Below are 13,944 nucleotides of genomic sequence, written 5' to 3' on the forward strand. Positions count from 1 at the left end.
ATACACTGTAACCTACAATAGCTTAAAACTGACGTCCCGGTACAACTATCCCAAATAATAAGCTATTGATTTACGCATTTCCGAAGCAGATACTACGATATCATAAGCACATTGCCCTGCTCCGTTCAGCAATGAGAACCTTACTTCTTTTCCTTTATTCTTCTTGTCCTGGCGTGTCAATGAAATGATCTGTTCAACATCCTCAGGCGTTATATCAACCTTGCCATAAGTGGCAAACAAAAATTCTTCAATATCGGTTAGTGTCTGCCGGTCTATCATTTTTCTTTCGAATGACAGGTAACTCTCCATGATCATTCCCACCGCAATAGCCTCTCCATGATAGAGACGCTGGTTAGCTGCTTTGTTCAAAAAACAGGTTTCCACCGCGTGACCCAATGTATGCCCAAAATTCAGGATTTTCCTGAGTCCCTTCTCAGTCGGGTCCTCGTCGACCACCCGCTGTTTGATTTTAACTGAATGACCGATCAGATCCTGCCAGTTGAGTTTTTCAAAATCCTGGTGCCGTATTTCCTCCCATTTACTTTGATCGGCAATCAGACAATGCTTGATCACTTCCGCAAATCCTGAGCGCAGCTCCCGTTCCGGCAAGGTCTTCAAAAATACCGGATCGATCAATACGCTTTTTGGGATGTTAAAAACACCTAAGTGATTTTTAAAACCCTGAAAGTCAATCCCCAGCTTGCCACCCACACTTGCATCAACCTGAGAAAGTAACGTCGTTGGAACTTGTATAAAATCTATTCCACGTTTGTAGACTGCCGCGCAAAACCCGCCCATATCGCCGATAACCCCACCTCCCATATTAATGACCAGCGCGTGCCGGTCTAACTCTTCCTTTGTGAGCGCATCCCAAATTTTTTCGCAGGTTGCCAGTGTCTTGTGCGACTCCCCCGGCGTAACGGTTACGATACTATGTTTGGGCAAAACCGCCTTTAACGTTGGATAACAATGCTTTTTTGTATTGTTATCCGCTATTACCACTATTTTCGAATATTGAAAAGAACTTAAAAATCCCGGCAAGCTTTCGCTTATCGGTGCAATAACCACAGACTGATTCATTCTGAAACCTGAATTGAGACAAGCTCACCACACTTACGATGAGAGCATCCAAATGGATGCGTTGACTTCCTTCTTTTTGAAAGAATATTCTGGAAATCTATTTTAAAGATAGGAATTATTATGTTTACCAAATAAACAATTACGTTTTGTATCCCAAGAAATTTTTCCACACTCCCATTTCCTTCTCAACTCCGTTACACGATAACTGGTTTTCATTTTATTTCGTAAAATTGTCGTTTCTAATTGCCCCCGTTACTTTACTAAATTAAAATAATAGTCTCAACGAATGAGTGCTCCGCTGATTTCAGGAATTCAACAAGTAGGAATTGGTGTTCAAAATGTCCCTGATGCCTGGAAATGGTACCGGCAAGTATTGGGCTTTGACGTCCCCGTCTTCGACGAAAAAGCGGAAGCGCCGCTTATGACTCCCTATACTGGCGGCCAAGTCCAGCAAAGGCACGCGGTACTTGCGATCAATATGGCAGGAGGGGGCGGACTTGAAATCTGGTCATTTACCAGCAGGACTTCCCAACCGGCAAACTTCAAAATCGAACCTGGCGACCTGGGAATCAATGCTATACGCTTCAAAGCTCCGGACGTTAAAAAGGCGCATGAATGGGTCAAAAGTAAATCGAAAGACGCGGTAGGGCCGTTGGTTAAGTTGCCCGAAGGCGAAGGTTTCTGGGGAAATGATCCTTACGGAAATACGTTTCAGATTACCAGTGATCATTCCTGGTTTCAGAAAACAGGAAAACCAGTCGGAGGTGTTGCCGGTGTCGTGATTGGGGTTTCCGATATCGACCAGTCTGTTATTTTTTATGAAAACCTGTTGCGGCCACTGGAAGTGGTTTACGATCTGACAGGTACATTCGATGATATTCCCGCGTCCATTCCGGGCCAGAAGTTCAGACGAATGCTGCTTCGAAAAAGCTTTACGCCCGACGGTGCATTCAGTAAGCTACTGGGAGACATTCAGATTGAGCTCATACAGGCTTTGGACAGGGCGCCTAAAAAGATATTCGAAAACCGCTTTTGGGGAGATTGCGGTTATATCCATTTGTGCTTTGATACGCTGGATATGAACTCGCTCAAAACCAAACTGCAGTCTCAAGGTTATCCGTTCACAATCGATAGTGAAAGCTCTTTCGGCATGGAGTCCGCTGCCGGTCGCTTTGCCTACCTGGAAGACCCGGACGGTACTTTGATCGAACTCGTTGAAACCCACAAGGTACCGGTATTGAAAAAAATAGGTTGGTTCCTGAATATTCAGAAACGAAAAAATCAGAAACCGTTGCCGGATTGGATGTTGAAAACGATGAGTTTGAACCGGGTGAAGGATTAAAACTAATACTTACTCCCCACCCAAGCCAGCAGTGGTAGTCCGATAAATAACCCTAATCCGGCTGACCAGCCCGCAAAAACCCCCAGGATAACAGAAAGCAGTCCGACAATGACCGGATAGAGATAAACCAGCAACCCAAATAAAACGGAGTCGTAAAATACGGTCCTGGCGGTAAGTATGGCCGCTTTTTTTACAAAAAATGAATGGATGGGCTGATGGATCATCCGACCGATTACTCCAATTGCCCGGAGTAAAACATTTCCTTTACCCGGACCGGGACAATCTTCAAAAAAAGCGTTCAACATTTGAAGCTGTTCTGCTTTGGGTAAGTCTGCCGGGATGGTCAAAATCTCATTGTCCATTTTTCTGGTCAAAATCTCGTTGAATTCCCGCAGCCATTTTTCGTAGTCCTGGGGGTTTGTCGCGATATCCGACTGACTTATCGGGTCTCCGAATTTGAGCGAAACCCGCTTTCCGAAGCCACGGAAGTGTTCGTAGTTGACGCCCGTCGGAATTACCTTCATTTCAGGCAGGGCATCCTCCCCAAACCAGGTCTGATAGGCCATTCTGGCAGTTCCCTTCCCCAATGGTCTCAGTCTCCACTCATTGACGCAAATCCCCTCCGAAAAAACAAGTACCGGGGATCCCTTTTTCAATGCACGATGGCTTTCGTCAGCAGTAACATCCAGATTTTTAACATATTGTCGACCTTCGGAACCCCTGAAAACCGGGATCAGGTTGATTTGCCGCAGCCAGAAAGCGACTTTGGGATTTTTGAAAACATCTCCTCTGGCGAGGGTGTGCATGGGCTTTTGTAATACGGAGCCTATGACCAATGCATCAAAAAATGAATCAGAATGATTGGAGGCGAAAAGCAGCGGTAGTTGCTGTGGGAGTTTCTTTTCCCCGGTGATACAAAGCCTTCTTAAATAAATCGGCAGTGCCAGCCGGATCAGGAAACGAGAGAAAAGGTAAAACAAAGTACAAGAGGTAAGTTTTTACAAAATTATGGGATTATTTTTTTATGCTACCTTTGAATCTTCAAAACTCTCCGGAGCAAGCATCAACATGCTGGAAACCTAATGACAATCCGCAATGCGTTTAAAAGACTATCCTGAAATTATCCGCCATGCATGGGCTGGTTTTGATAATTCGATCGGAGTAAAGTTTGTGGAAGACATCAGCGCCAAAGTGTCAACCAATCACGTTTTCAGGGTAACGCTGGACAATGACGACACGGTGATTTCCAAGCTTTCCTATTTTGGCAAATATGAACATTTTAAGGAAGACCACCGGATTATCCAGGCCTTATCCAACAATTTGTTATACCCCTTTGAAAATGTACTGGCCAAATCACTGGTCAAGAATAACCAGGTTTATACTTACCGGTACCAGGAGGATTTTGTCGATACCTGGGTGGTCTTCTACAATCCGATCCGTGCAATGAACCGCTTGCCGCGACGGCTCACTGAGGACCAGATCCGAAAACTTGGAACGGAGGCCGCTAAATTTCATCAGGCGTGTTTCAGAGCAAGCAAAGCCATTCCAAAGTCTTCGAAGAACCTTCGCACCGACATCCAGCATTTGCTCGAAATATTGGAAAGTGACACCGGTAAATACGAGCACCGCGGATATATCCACATTCTGAAAAAGCAGTGTGACATCTTCATGAAAAATATTCAGCGACTGAATGTCAGCTCATTCGATAGAATGCCGGTATTTGTGGATTGGAATATCGGCAACTTTTCTGTTACCGACGATATGAAATTATTCTCGAGATGGGATTATGACTGGTTCAGGGTTTCTTCGCGTATCATGGATTTCTATTTTTTCAGCCGGGTGGTTTCCAATGTAGGAGATCGTACGGTTTTTAGTTATCTGATGAGCCCGCTGATGGAAGACCGGTTTATGATCTTTTTGCAAGAATACCATAAAGTATACCCGCTGACAGAAAGAGAAGTAAGGTTTATGAAAGAAGCTTATCGCTTCTTTATCCTCAATTATGTTATCAAGTACGGCAAATACTTCTTTCACAGATCCTATTGCACCAAATTACAAAAGGAAGCTTACGAGCTATATTTTCCGTCCATCGACGGTTTCGACGCTGAAAAGATCCTTCGGATCTTGAAAATCTAGAAATTGTCTGTTTTAACTTACATTCACTCCCGCGACACCAACTCCCTGCTACATGATTCTTGACAATTTTAAGTCGGTTATCTCCAAATATGATGTTATTTTCTTCGACGCTTTTGGTGTCCTAAAAACTTATAATGGTCTGATTCCAGGCATTGAAAATACTTTTGCCTACCTGAGGGAACAGGGAAAAGATTTTTATGTGGTAACCAATGATGCGTCGAGAGGCCCGGAAGAACTTGCCCAGAGTTATGTAAAACTTGGCATTGATGATGTAACACCCGACCGTATCGTGTCGTCAGGCATGCTGGCACGCGAATATCTTGACCTGAAGGTAAGAAACGGGGTTGTTGCCTATCTGGGAACGGACAATTCGGCCCATTATATCGAAACTGCCGAAATAAAAACACTTTCCATCCGGGAGCTTGATCTCAATGATGTGAGTAATATCAATGCGTTGGTGTTTCTGGATGACGAAGGGTTTGACTGGAATACGGACCTCACTAAAACACTCAACCTGTTGCGCAAGCGGAATATCCCGGTCATTGTCGCCAATACCGATAAAACCTATCCCGCTTCCAAAAGCCGGCTTTCTATTGCAGTAGGCGCTTTGGCCAAGATGATCGAAGATACCATCGGGCGGCAGTTCATACGTTTTGGCAAACCTGATCCCCAGATGTTCATTTTTGCCTACCAGCATATTAAAAACTATCCGAATGTCAGCAAGAGAGACATCCTGATGGTTGGCGATACGTTACATACCGACATTTTAGGGGGAAACAAGTTTGGCCTGGATACCGCGCTGGTCTTAACAGGTAATACCCAGGCAGAAGATGCCGAAGTAAGGATCAGGGCAACGGGGATCATCCCGACTTACATCTGCGTCTCGGCGGTTGTTGAGTAGCCAGGAATAGCCAATTGTTTTATATGTGTTAAAACACGATGATTATGGACTCACGTGCAATTGAAATTACTGAAATTGAAACGCTGCTGGAAGAGACCATGTCGTTGAACCATTCTCGTCTGACTTATCGCATCAGTGTATTATTATCTGCCTACGATACGTAATTCATTGAGCCGGATCTGACAATGGTCTTCAAATTGAACCATCAGATTCGTATCCGTGATCTCACTTTTCCGAAAGTTTGAAATAGTATTCGGCCGAGCGTTGTGATTCCTGGGCCGCTTCCTGCGTCTTTCCGCATTTTTCTAAAATTTTCGCCCTGTTTTGGTGACATTTAGCGGCGACATAAGAATCTGGAAATGAGCGCGCGGAGCGGGTGAAAAGATCGTAAGCCTGCCTTAATGATGCAGTATCATTTTTTGCCATCAACTTATTCGCTTCATCAAAATCCTGTTTCCACCTTTTCGCGATAGGCGTCATGCGCTCCGCCTCCTGAAATACCTTGAACACGGGAATAACCGGCACTCTGGAATTTTTAGCCTCAATTTTTTCAATTGGTTTTCTGAAAAATGCTTCTATAGCCAGCGTATAGGCCATTGCTTCATTCCTGTTATGGGTTTCTGTTTTTAGGTTTCGTTCCTCCTTTGCATTGGTAAAAAACGAAGCCTCTGCCAGTACAGCAGGGATCCCATAAGTATTGCGCAGCACCGATGCCCCCGCCTCCGCAAAAATGGTGAAGTCAGATACCAGCGAAAAAGGAGACCCATTATGGTGAAGGTATTCCAGCAAGCGGGCAGCAAGGTTTCTACCAAAATCTACACTCGCCTTATTTTCAGAGATATTCCCGTGAAAATAGATGATCGGAAAATTAACAGAGGAGTCGGCTGTCGCATTATGGTGGATCGAAACAAAGAGGTCGGCTTTGTTATCTACTGCGAGCTTGGCGCGATCAGGCAGAGGTACGAACTTATCCTCCGTTCTGGTCATAACTACTTTGGCGCCTCTTGCTTCAAGCATTTTCTGAAGCATTAACCCCACCCGGAGATTAATCCATTCCTCCCGCTCGCCGGACGGCCCAACCCGGTAACTATCTGTGGCAGCAGTACCTCCATGTCCGGGGTCTATGCAAATAACCTTTCCTTTCAAAAGCACATGCTGTCCGGACGTGCCAAAACTCAGGAGCAAGAATAATATAGAATAGATTTTGTTCATCGTGATTCTCAATTTCGGTATAAAATAGGCAGCATTGCGGGGACGGCCAAGCATTACCCTGGCATTGATTTATTTCTGCAATTTCCTGCTATTTTTGCCGAAAATCTTCCTATTCATTATTCAAACTACACACACATGTTAGCAAAAACATACGGCAGCGCCGTTTTTGGCGTAGATGCACAAATCATCACCATCGAGGTCAATGTAGGCCAGGGCATTGGTTTTTTCATGGTTGGCCTTGCAGACAGTGCTGTCAAGGAAAGTCAGCAGCGGGTAGAAGCTTCTCTCAAATATTTTGGATACAAAATGCCCCGGCAAAAGCTGGTGGTCAATCTGGCCCCGGCCGATATCAAAAAAGAAGGCTCGTCCTACGACTTACCCATTGCGCTCTGCACGCTCATTACTTCCGAGCAGCTCCATTGTGAGCTCAATACCGAAGATTACATCATTCTGGGAGAACTTTCTCTTGATGGAATATTAAGGCCAATCAAAGGAGTTCTCCCGATCGCCATTGAAGCCCGGAAACAGGGATTTAAAGGATTTGTATTGCCTGCCGAAAACGCGCACGAAGCGGCGATTGTGAACAACATCGACGTAATTCCAGTTGAGACGCTGACGGATGCAATTGCCTTTTTTGAAGGAAAACTGCACATCGATCCATTGGTTGTAGACACCAGGGACCTGTTTTTTACGTCACAAAATGAATATGATGCCGACTTTGAACACGTTCAGGGACAAGAGAATATCAAACGGGCACTGGAAATAACAGCCGCTGGCGGACACAATGCGATCATGATCGGGCCGCCCGGAGCCGGTAAAACCATGCTGGCCAAACGTATTCCCAGCATACTTCCGCCGCTTAGCCTGCCCGAGGCACTGGAAACCACGAAGATCCATTCTGTCGCCGGGAAGCTTGGGAAACAAGCGACGCTTATTTCCCGCAGGCCATTCCGTGCCCCGCATCACTCCATCAGCGACGTTGCCCTGGTAGGTGGAGGAGGATTTCCCCAGCCCGGTGAAATATCCCTGGCCCACCACGGCGTACTCTTTCTGGACGAACTGCCCGAATTCAAAAGGACTGTCCTCGAAGTCATGCGGCAACCTCTCGAAGAACGAAAAGTGACCATTTCAAGGGCAAGAATGTCCGTCGAATTTCCGGCCAACTTTATGCTGATCGCCAGCATGAACCCCTGTCCGTGCGGATATTACAATCATCCGGAAAAGGAGTGCGTATGCGCTCCGGGGGTAGTGCAAAAATACCTTAACAAGATAAGCGGCCCGCTTTTGGACCGCATTGACTTGCATGTGGAGGTAACCCCTGTTTCTTTTGACCAGATATCTTCCAACCGTAAATCGGAAAACAGTGAGCAGATCAGGGAAAGGGTTATCAAAGCCAGAAAACGTCAGACCGAACGCTTTAAAGACCGGAAAGATATCTATTCCAATGCCATGATGACTCCCGAAATGGTCAAGGAAATCTGCGTGATCGAGGAAGTTGGCAAAACACTTTTGCGCAAAGCTATGGAAAGACTGGGCTTATCAGCAAGGGCTTACGACCGGATTCTAAAAGTTTCCCGCACCATTGCTGACCTGGCCGAGAGTGACGATATCAAGGTAGAGCACCTGGCAGAGGCGATTCAATATCGGAGCCTGGACCGGGATAACTGGGCTGGATAGAGAAGTTACCGCATTCTTTTATACCTTAATTTTCTTAAATTTGGAAACACTACTTCTAAAAAGAGAGATGAGCCGACGCATTCTTTCCGAAATTCTTAACGAGCCTGATGCATATTTTTTGCTTCAGGAAGTGAATGAAGTTCTGGATAAGGAGCGGGAACGCAGAATAAGATTCTACAACGAAATAACTGAACAAGAAAAGATCGAATTCATCAATGGAGAGATTATTGTTCATTCGCCTGTCAAGAAAAAGCATAATGTTGCTTGTGGCCTATTATACAGATTGCTGAGCATTTACTCCGGAAAGCATGAGCTAGGTTTTGTAGGTATTGAGAAAATAATGATATCTCTTAGCAGAAATGATTATGAACCGGATATCTGCTTTTTCTTAAAAGAGAAATCAGATCGCTTCACCGAAAATCAAACATTATTTCCCGCGCCGGACTTTGTTGTAGAAATTCTATCAGATTCCACCGAAATGCGCGACAGAGGGGTAAAATTCAAAGACTACCAGGCTCATAAAATTCAGGAATACTGGATCATAGATCCTGAAAATCAGACGCTTGAACAATACTATCTTGTTGACAATGAATATCAGCTGATGTTCAATTCATCGCAAGGTGAAGTTAACAGTATCGTCCTGGAAGGCTTTAAAATCCCGGTTACAGCGATTTTTAATGAAGCCGAAAATCTGAAAGCCATCCAGTGCTTTTAAAAAACCACTTTCAAAGCTCTTCTATACTCACTCCCCCCAATTCCTGAAACAACGTCTGCCAATAATGGGTTACGTGCGGGTTGTTTTCTTTCGTCGATGCCGTAGGTTCAAAAGGTGAAACAATGGTTACCTGGGGCGAACCGATCGCATATTGGCTGAGCTTTTTAGAATCTTCCTTTGCATCTGCCTCAGCCTCCGGATCATCTTTGGGTGGTTTGATATGAAAATCTCTTCTGTCGGGCCCTTTTACACTTTCGACCATATCACTGAAATAATACACTTTGACTTCCGAACCGCTTTCCCCGGCTTTTGCAATAACCGGCAAACTTGCCCAGATATCGGTGGATAAATTGGAGGCACCTGTATTCTGCTGATTGAGTTTGGCCAGAAGCTGGCGCAGGTAAATGCTCTTCTCCTTCTGAAGAGAAAGTTGAAAGGCCGTTTCGATACCTTCCCGGTCTGTGGCATTGGCGCCTTCCATATTATCCTTTTCGCTTCTGACAGTCAGCGACAATGCCCTTGCTTTGGAAGTGTTTTCATGAATAAAATACACTTCCAGCTTATCGCCCTTATTCTTCATGTTATTTTCAACGATATCTGTCAGGGCCTGCCGGTATTTGTCATTGACATAATTTCTGTCGACGTGTACGCTTTGCGTTTTGTCCAAAAAAATGAGGGAATACAGCGGCGCATCCGGTATGGCTGCGGGCTTCTCCCTTTCAGCTCCGCAGGAAAAGAGAAACGTCACGATTGTTGAAAGCACAACAAGCTTCATCGGCTTGTCGATTCTGAAAAAGGGGCGATTCGGTTGAGGATCCATATATCAAATTGAGTTGGCTAAACTAATTCGTTCACAAATAGCACACAACGCCAAACGGGTGAGCGGCGCAAATATTTCACAAAAGAAATAAAACCCTTCAAAACGTGTGCCTTGAAGGGTCTCTTATGCGCAGTAGCAATATTATTAAGCCTACTTATGTTGATTTTGGATTAGCTCAACCAATTCTTCAGAAATACCTGTTGAAGAATATCCTCCGTCGTGATACAGGTTTTGCATGGTCACGTAACGGGTCAGATCGGAGAACAAGGTGATGGCATAATTGGCGCAATCATCTGCCGAAGCATTGCCAAGAGGGCTCATTTTTTCGGCAAATTCATAGAATGCATCGAACCCTTCAATGCCCGACCCTGCTTTTGTTTTAGTGGGGGATTGAGAGATGGTATTAACCCTCACATTTTTGGCTTTCCCATAGCGATAACCATAGCTTCTCGCTATACTTTCCAAAAGGGCCTTTGCCTCAGCCATATCACTGTAGAAAGAGTAAGTACGCTGCGCGGCAATGTAGGATAATGCCACAACTGATCCCCAATCGTTGATCGCGTCCTGTTTTTCGGCAACCTGCAAAAACTTGTGCAGCGATATCGCCGATATATCTATTCCTTTTTGAAACCAGTCATAATTAAGGTCGCCATATTCTTTGCCTTTCCGTACGTTCAGCGACATTCCGATCGAGTGCAGCACGAAATCAATTTTACCGCCGAGAATCTCGACAGATTTGCTAAACAGGTTTTCGATATCCTCAATAGAAGTGGCGTCGGCTGGGATGATCTGGGCGTCGCATTGTTTGGCCAGGTCATTAATTGCACCCATCCGCATGGCAATCGGTGCATTTGTTAATGTAAAAATGGCGCCTTCCTCTTTCGCTTTCAGTGCCACTTTCCAGGCAATTGAATTCTCGTCCAATGCCCCTGATATAATCCCTCTTTTTCCTTTTAATAAACCGTAACCCATGTTTTCCTTTTATTGTTAGTTAATTAGGATATGTCCGTTTAAGGCGGCAAAGTAACGCATTTTAACGGCTTAATCCACATCTTACGTGCCTGGGAAAATCTCCGGGCTATATTTTCAAGGCCGGGAAACCGCCTTTTCTACTGGTTTCATATGAAGCTTCTCTTGAAAAAACGCGTCTGTGGCCTCATAAACACTCTTTATGTCTTTTGACCGTAACCTCGATCCAATAACATGGTCACCGGCTTCCGGAAATGCTTTCTCCACTTTCAGTTCCGCTTGTGTGCCCAATTGACGGAACATATCCTGTATGGCCTTTACCGACACCACCTGATCCTGCTCTTTTTCATTTTTAAAATAATACCCTACAAAAACCGGCATTTTTACCTGCTCAAAAATTTCGGGCTTTGCAATGGCGTCGATCGTTTGCTGCAGGGTCATCAACCCATTGGTATGATAACCCTGCAGCCAGAATTGCGCCTGCTCTGGAACAGAATCCTTGCCCATGTTATGCTCGCCCATGACCTGATGTAAAATCTGCCTGCCCCAAGGTCCGGTGATCAATTTCAAAGCCGGGTTAGCCACTGCGATACATGGAGAATAAAGCACGACACCTTTGATTTCCGGATGGGTGGCAGCAAGGTAAACCGTAAGAAGCCCTCCTGCAGAAGTGCCGATCACAATCACACTGTCCCCGATCGCTTTACCGATCGCCAATGCACGCTTGGCCCCGGCAAGGAAGTTGGCCGGCGTCAGATCATCAAAAGCATTCGTATCGGCGATACCGGCATCGTGCATACGCGACAAATAAAGATTGGCGCCATACCTTGCGGCAAGTTGCTTATGGATTGGGTCGCCCTCGGCCCAGCTTGCACCAAAGCCATGGATGTAAACGATGCTATATGTCGTTTTTTCCTTTTTTGAACTATCAGCCCAGACAATGCGGGCCTCATTATCAGGTTTCAGCAGCGGAGTAGCATGTTCGGCCTTATTGATATCCTCTTCCAGTTTGGGCAGATCGGAGGTAATGGTGGGTAAAACCGGGGTTAGCCGCGCCTCCGGAATTTTAGGGCCTACAAAGTACACGATGCCGAGAACCGCGATCAGTACAATAATCCAAAGAAGAAATTTTAACATTTTTTATGAGTTAAGAAGGTTTCTGAGATTCGAAAGATCGTTAGTTTTAAGCAGTTAATTGTTAATTTAATTAGTAATCTGCCCTCTCACAAAAGCAATATCACCCTGATCCCTTTCTCCAGATTGAGATTTAGTATCTTGCAAACATCATTATAAATGCCTTTCACAATGCCCAATCTTTTACTTGTCGAAGACGACGCCAATCTTGGATCTTTGCTGCAGGAATATTTGATAGATAAAGGCTTCCCTACCGACCTAGCTACTGATGGCCAGAAAGGATGGCAGAGTTTTGTTGATAAAGAATATGATCTCTGCATTTTTGATGTAATGATGCCAAAAAAAGATGGGTTTTCCCTGGCAAAAGAAGTAAGGATGAGCGGAAGGGATGTCCCTATCATTTTTTTGACAGCCAAATCAATGAAAGAGGATACCATGCAGGGATTCCGGGTAGGTGCGGATGATTATGTCACCAAACCTTTTGACCGGGAAGAATTGCTGCTGCGCATTGAAGCAATTCTGAGGAGGTATAAGAAACAGCCTGACGCCCCGGAAGAGCCGAAAGTCTTTCAAGTGGGCCAGTATGTTTTTGATTACAGCCACCAGCAGCTTACTACCCATGAGAAATCGGCAAGGCTAACAAGCAAGGAGTCGGAATTGCTGAAGCTTTTTTGTCAAAACCTTAATCAGCCCATCAGCCGCAGCTTCGCACTCAAGACCATCTGGGGCGACGATTCTTATTTCAATGCACGCAGTATGGATGTTTACATTACCAAACTGCGCAAATATCTCAGGGACGACCCAAGTATCCAGATTATGAACCTTCACGGAGAGGGTTTTAAACTAATGGTCGGATAAAAACAGGAACTTCCGTTTTCCCGGGTTGGTTCTCTCCGAAGATATCTCAGTGTTTACCTCAAATAAAAAGGCCGACAGCTGGTCGCACAAGCTACAATGATCTATTTATCCCGTCGTCCCCGACGTAATAGAAAATCTTCAGGAATCAGGGATCTGGTCCAGGAAACGAGCCTGCACGTTTCCGATTTTATATATCCGATGTTTGTCCAGGAAGGTTTTAACCAAAAAGCTGAGGTCAAATCAATGCCTGGCATTTATCGTTTTTCATTGGATAACCTGCTGGAAGAACTCAAAGAAGTGACCGATCTGGGTATTCGTGTCATCGATCTTTTCCCTAATTATCCCGAAGGCAAAAAAGACAGGTTTGCCAGTGAAAGCTACCAAGAGAATACCTTTTATCTCAAAGCGATAACTGCGATCAAAGAGCAATTTCCCGAACTCGTCATCATGACGGACGTGGCTATGGACCCTTACAGTTCCGATGGGCACGACGGCCTGGTTGAAAATGGCAAGATATTGAACGATCCCACCTTGGAGATTCTTGGAAATATGTCGCTGGCACAGGCGAAGGCCGGAGCTGACATCCTGGGACCAAGCGATATGATGGACGGACGGGTGGGTTATATCAGAAAACACCTCGATTCGCATGGCTTTACGGATGTGAGTATCATGTCTTATTCTGCCAAATACGCCAGCGCGTTTTATGGCCCGTTCCGCGATGCACTGGAATCAGCACCCAAATTTGGCGACAAAAAAAGCTATCAGATGAACCCGGCCAACAAGCGGGAAGCGCTGCTTGAGGCTCAACTGGATTTTGAAGAAGGGGCTGATATGCTGATGGTTAAACCTGCATTATCCTACCTCGACATCATTCGTCTTTTAGATGAAAACTTTGATATTCCCATTGCCGCATACAACGTTTCGGGAGAATATGCCATGATCAAAGCGGCGGCACTGAACGGCTGGCTCGACGGCGACCGCGCCATGATGGAAGTGCTGATGAGCATCCGCCGGGCTGGGGCCAAGTGTATTCTGACTTATTTCGCGAAGGAAGCAGCGGTGATATTGAATGGGTAATTTTGGTTTTCATAATTGTTATC

At 45.3% G+C, this 13,944-nt stretch carries 13 protein-coding genes; 7 read left to right on the forward strand and 6 right to left on the reverse strand.

Features of this window, described 5'->3' with window-relative positions; genetic code table 11:
* Positions 1-45 precede the first annotated feature (45 nt).
* A complete protein-coding gene (gene aroB, locus AC1XUF_RS19525; RefSeq protein WP_483343503.1) occupies positions 46-1,080 on the reverse strand; it encodes a 3-dehydroquinate synthase in 1,035 nt (344 codons plus the stop codon).
* 286 nt (positions 1,081-1,366) lie between these two features.
* On the opposite strand from aroB, the gene AC1XUF_RS19530 reads away from it, so the two are divergent.
* A complete protein-coding gene (locus tag AC1XUF_RS19530; RefSeq protein WP_483343504.1) occupies positions 1,367-2,422 on the forward strand; it encodes a VOC family protein in 1,056 nt (351 codons plus the stop codon).
* A gap of 2 nt (positions 2,423-2,424) precedes the next feature.
* Here AC1XUF_RS19530 and AC1XUF_RS19535 read toward each other — a convergent pair whose 3' ends face one another.
* Positions 2,425-3,402: a 1-acyl-sn-glycerol-3-phosphate acyltransferase gene (locus AC1XUF_RS19535; protein ID WP_483343505.1), complete on the reverse strand. Its 978-nt coding sequence runs from the start codon at positions 3,400-3,402 to the stop codon at positions 2,425-2,427.
* 115 nt (positions 3,403-3,517) lie between these two features.
* On the opposite strand from AC1XUF_RS19535, the gene AC1XUF_RS19540 reads away from it, so the two are divergent.
* Together AC1XUF_RS19540 and AC1XUF_RS19545 are read left to right on the forward strand one after the other, a co-directional pair.
* Positions 3,518-4,558 (forward strand): aminoglycoside phosphotransferase/kinase family protein, encoded by a 1,041-nt coding sequence (locus tag AC1XUF_RS19540; protein ID WP_483343506.1) that lies wholly within the window; start codon positions 3,518-3,520, stop codon positions 4,556-4,558.
* A gap of 52 nt (positions 4,559-4,610) precedes the next feature.
* Positions 4,611-5,459, forward strand: a complete 849-nt coding sequence (locus AC1XUF_RS19545) for a TIGR01459 family HAD-type hydrolase (protein WP_483343507.1) — start codon at positions 4,611-4,613, stop codon at positions 5,457-5,459.
* 225 nt (positions 5,460-5,684) lie between these two features.
* On the opposite strand, the gene AC1XUF_RS19550 is transcribed toward AC1XUF_RS19545, so the two are convergent.
* Positions 5,685-6,671: an N-acetylmuramoyl-L-alanine amidase family protein gene (locus AC1XUF_RS19550; protein WP_483343508.1), complete on the reverse strand. Its 987-nt coding sequence runs from the start codon at positions 6,669-6,671 to the stop codon at positions 5,685-5,687.
* Between the two features lie 135 nt (positions 6,672-6,806).
* Between AC1XUF_RS19550 and AC1XUF_RS19555 the strand changes: the two genes are divergently transcribed.
* On the forward strand, positions 6,807-8,348 hold the full coding sequence (locus tag AC1XUF_RS19555; protein WP_483343509.1) for a YifB family Mg chelatase-like AAA ATPase: 1,542 nt from the start codon (positions 6,807-6,809) through the stop codon (positions 8,346-8,348).
* Positions 8,349-8,415: 67 nt separating this feature from the next.
* Complete coding sequence (locus AC1XUF_RS19560; RefSeq protein WP_483343510.1) at positions 8,416-9,063, forward strand: Uma2 family endonuclease; 648 nt, start codon at positions 8,416-8,418, stop codon at positions 9,061-9,063.
* A 10-nt stretch (positions 9,064-9,073) separates the two neighbouring features.
* Here the strand turns inward: AC1XUF_RS19560 and AC1XUF_RS19565 are convergent, their stop codons facing one another.
* The 3 genes from AC1XUF_RS19565 to AC1XUF_RS19575 form a co-directional block, all read right to left on the reverse strand.
* On the reverse strand, positions 9,074-9,883 hold the full coding sequence (locus tag AC1XUF_RS19565; protein WP_483343511.1) for a hypothetical protein: 810 nt from the start codon (positions 9,881-9,883) through the stop codon (positions 9,074-9,076).
* Positions 9,884-10,033: 150 nt separating this feature from the next.
* Positions 10,034-10,855 (reverse strand): enoyl-ACP reductase FabI, encoded by an 822-nt coding sequence (locus AC1XUF_RS19570; RefSeq protein WP_483343512.1) that lies wholly within the window; start codon positions 10,853-10,855, stop codon positions 10,034-10,036.
* Positions 10,856-10,969: 114 nt separating this feature from the next.
* Entirely contained in the window at positions 10,970-11,989 is a 1,020-nt protein-coding gene (locus AC1XUF_RS19575; RefSeq protein WP_483343513.1) for an alpha/beta hydrolase, read from the reverse strand.
* Positions 11,990-12,157: 168 nt separating this feature from the next.
* Here AC1XUF_RS19575 and AC1XUF_RS19580 point away from each other — a divergent pair, with 168 nt between their 5' ends.
* A complete protein-coding gene (locus AC1XUF_RS19580) occupies positions 12,158-12,844 on the forward strand; it encodes a response regulator transcription factor (RefSeq protein ID WP_483343604.1) in 687 nt (228 codons plus the stop codon).
* Positions 12,845-12,940: 96 nt separating this feature from the next.
* Positions 12,941-13,921: a porphobilinogen synthase gene (gene hemB / locus AC1XUF_RS19585; protein ID WP_483343514.1), complete on the forward strand. Its 981-nt coding sequence runs from the start codon at positions 12,941-12,943 to the stop codon at positions 13,919-13,921.
* Positions 13,922-13,944 lie beyond the last annotated feature (23 nt).

This window comes from Dyadobacter sp. HNCC25DJ185 (assembly GCF_056895195.1).

Excerpts from the sequence above, each read along its gene's own strand:
- aroB (WP_483343503.1), bottom strand. The coding sequence starts at position 1,080 with ATGAATCAGTCTGTGGTTATTGCACCGATAAGCGAAAGCTTGCCGGGA.
- AC1XUF_RS19530 (WP_483343504.1), top strand. The coding sequence starts at position 1,367 with ATGAGTGCTCCGCTGATTTCAGGAATTCAACAAGTAGGAATTGGTGTT.
- AC1XUF_RS19540 (WP_483343506.1), top strand. The coding sequence starts at position 3,518 with ATGCGTTTAAAAGACTATCCTGAAATTATCCGCCATGCATGGGCTGGT.
- AC1XUF_RS19545 (WP_483343507.1), top strand. The coding sequence starts at position 4,611 with ATGATTCTTGACAATTTTAAGTCGGTTATCTCCAAATATGATGTTATT.
- AC1XUF_RS19550 (WP_483343508.1), bottom strand. The coding sequence starts at position 6,671 with ATGAACAAAATCTATTCTATATTATTCTTGCTCCTGAGTTTTGGCACG.
- AC1XUF_RS19555 (WP_483343509.1), top strand. The coding sequence starts at position 6,807 with ATGTTAGCAAAAACATACGGCAGCGCCGTTTTTGGCGTAGATGCACAA.
- AC1XUF_RS19560 (WP_483343510.1), top strand. The coding sequence starts at position 8,416 with ATGAGCCGACGCATTCTTTCCGAAATTCTTAACGAGCCTGATGCATAT.
- AC1XUF_RS19565 (WP_483343511.1), bottom strand. The coding sequence starts at position 9,883 with ATGGATCCTCAACCGAATCGCCCCTTTTTCAGAATCGACAAGCCGATG.
- AC1XUF_RS19570 (WP_483343512.1), bottom strand. The coding sequence starts at position 10,855 with ATGGGTTACGGTTTATTAAAAGGAAAAAGAGGGATTATATCAGGGGCA.
- AC1XUF_RS19575 (WP_483343513.1), bottom strand. The coding sequence starts at position 11,989 with ATGTTAAAATTTCTTCTTTGGATTATTGTACTGATCGCGGTTCTCGGC.
- AC1XUF_RS19580 (WP_483343604.1), top strand. The coding sequence starts at position 12,158 with ATGCCCAATCTTTTACTTGTCGAAGACGACGCCAATCTTGGATCTTTG.
- hemB (WP_483343514.1), top strand. The coding sequence starts at position 12,941 with ATGATCTATTTATCCCGTCGTCCCCGACGTAATAGAAAATCTTCAGGA.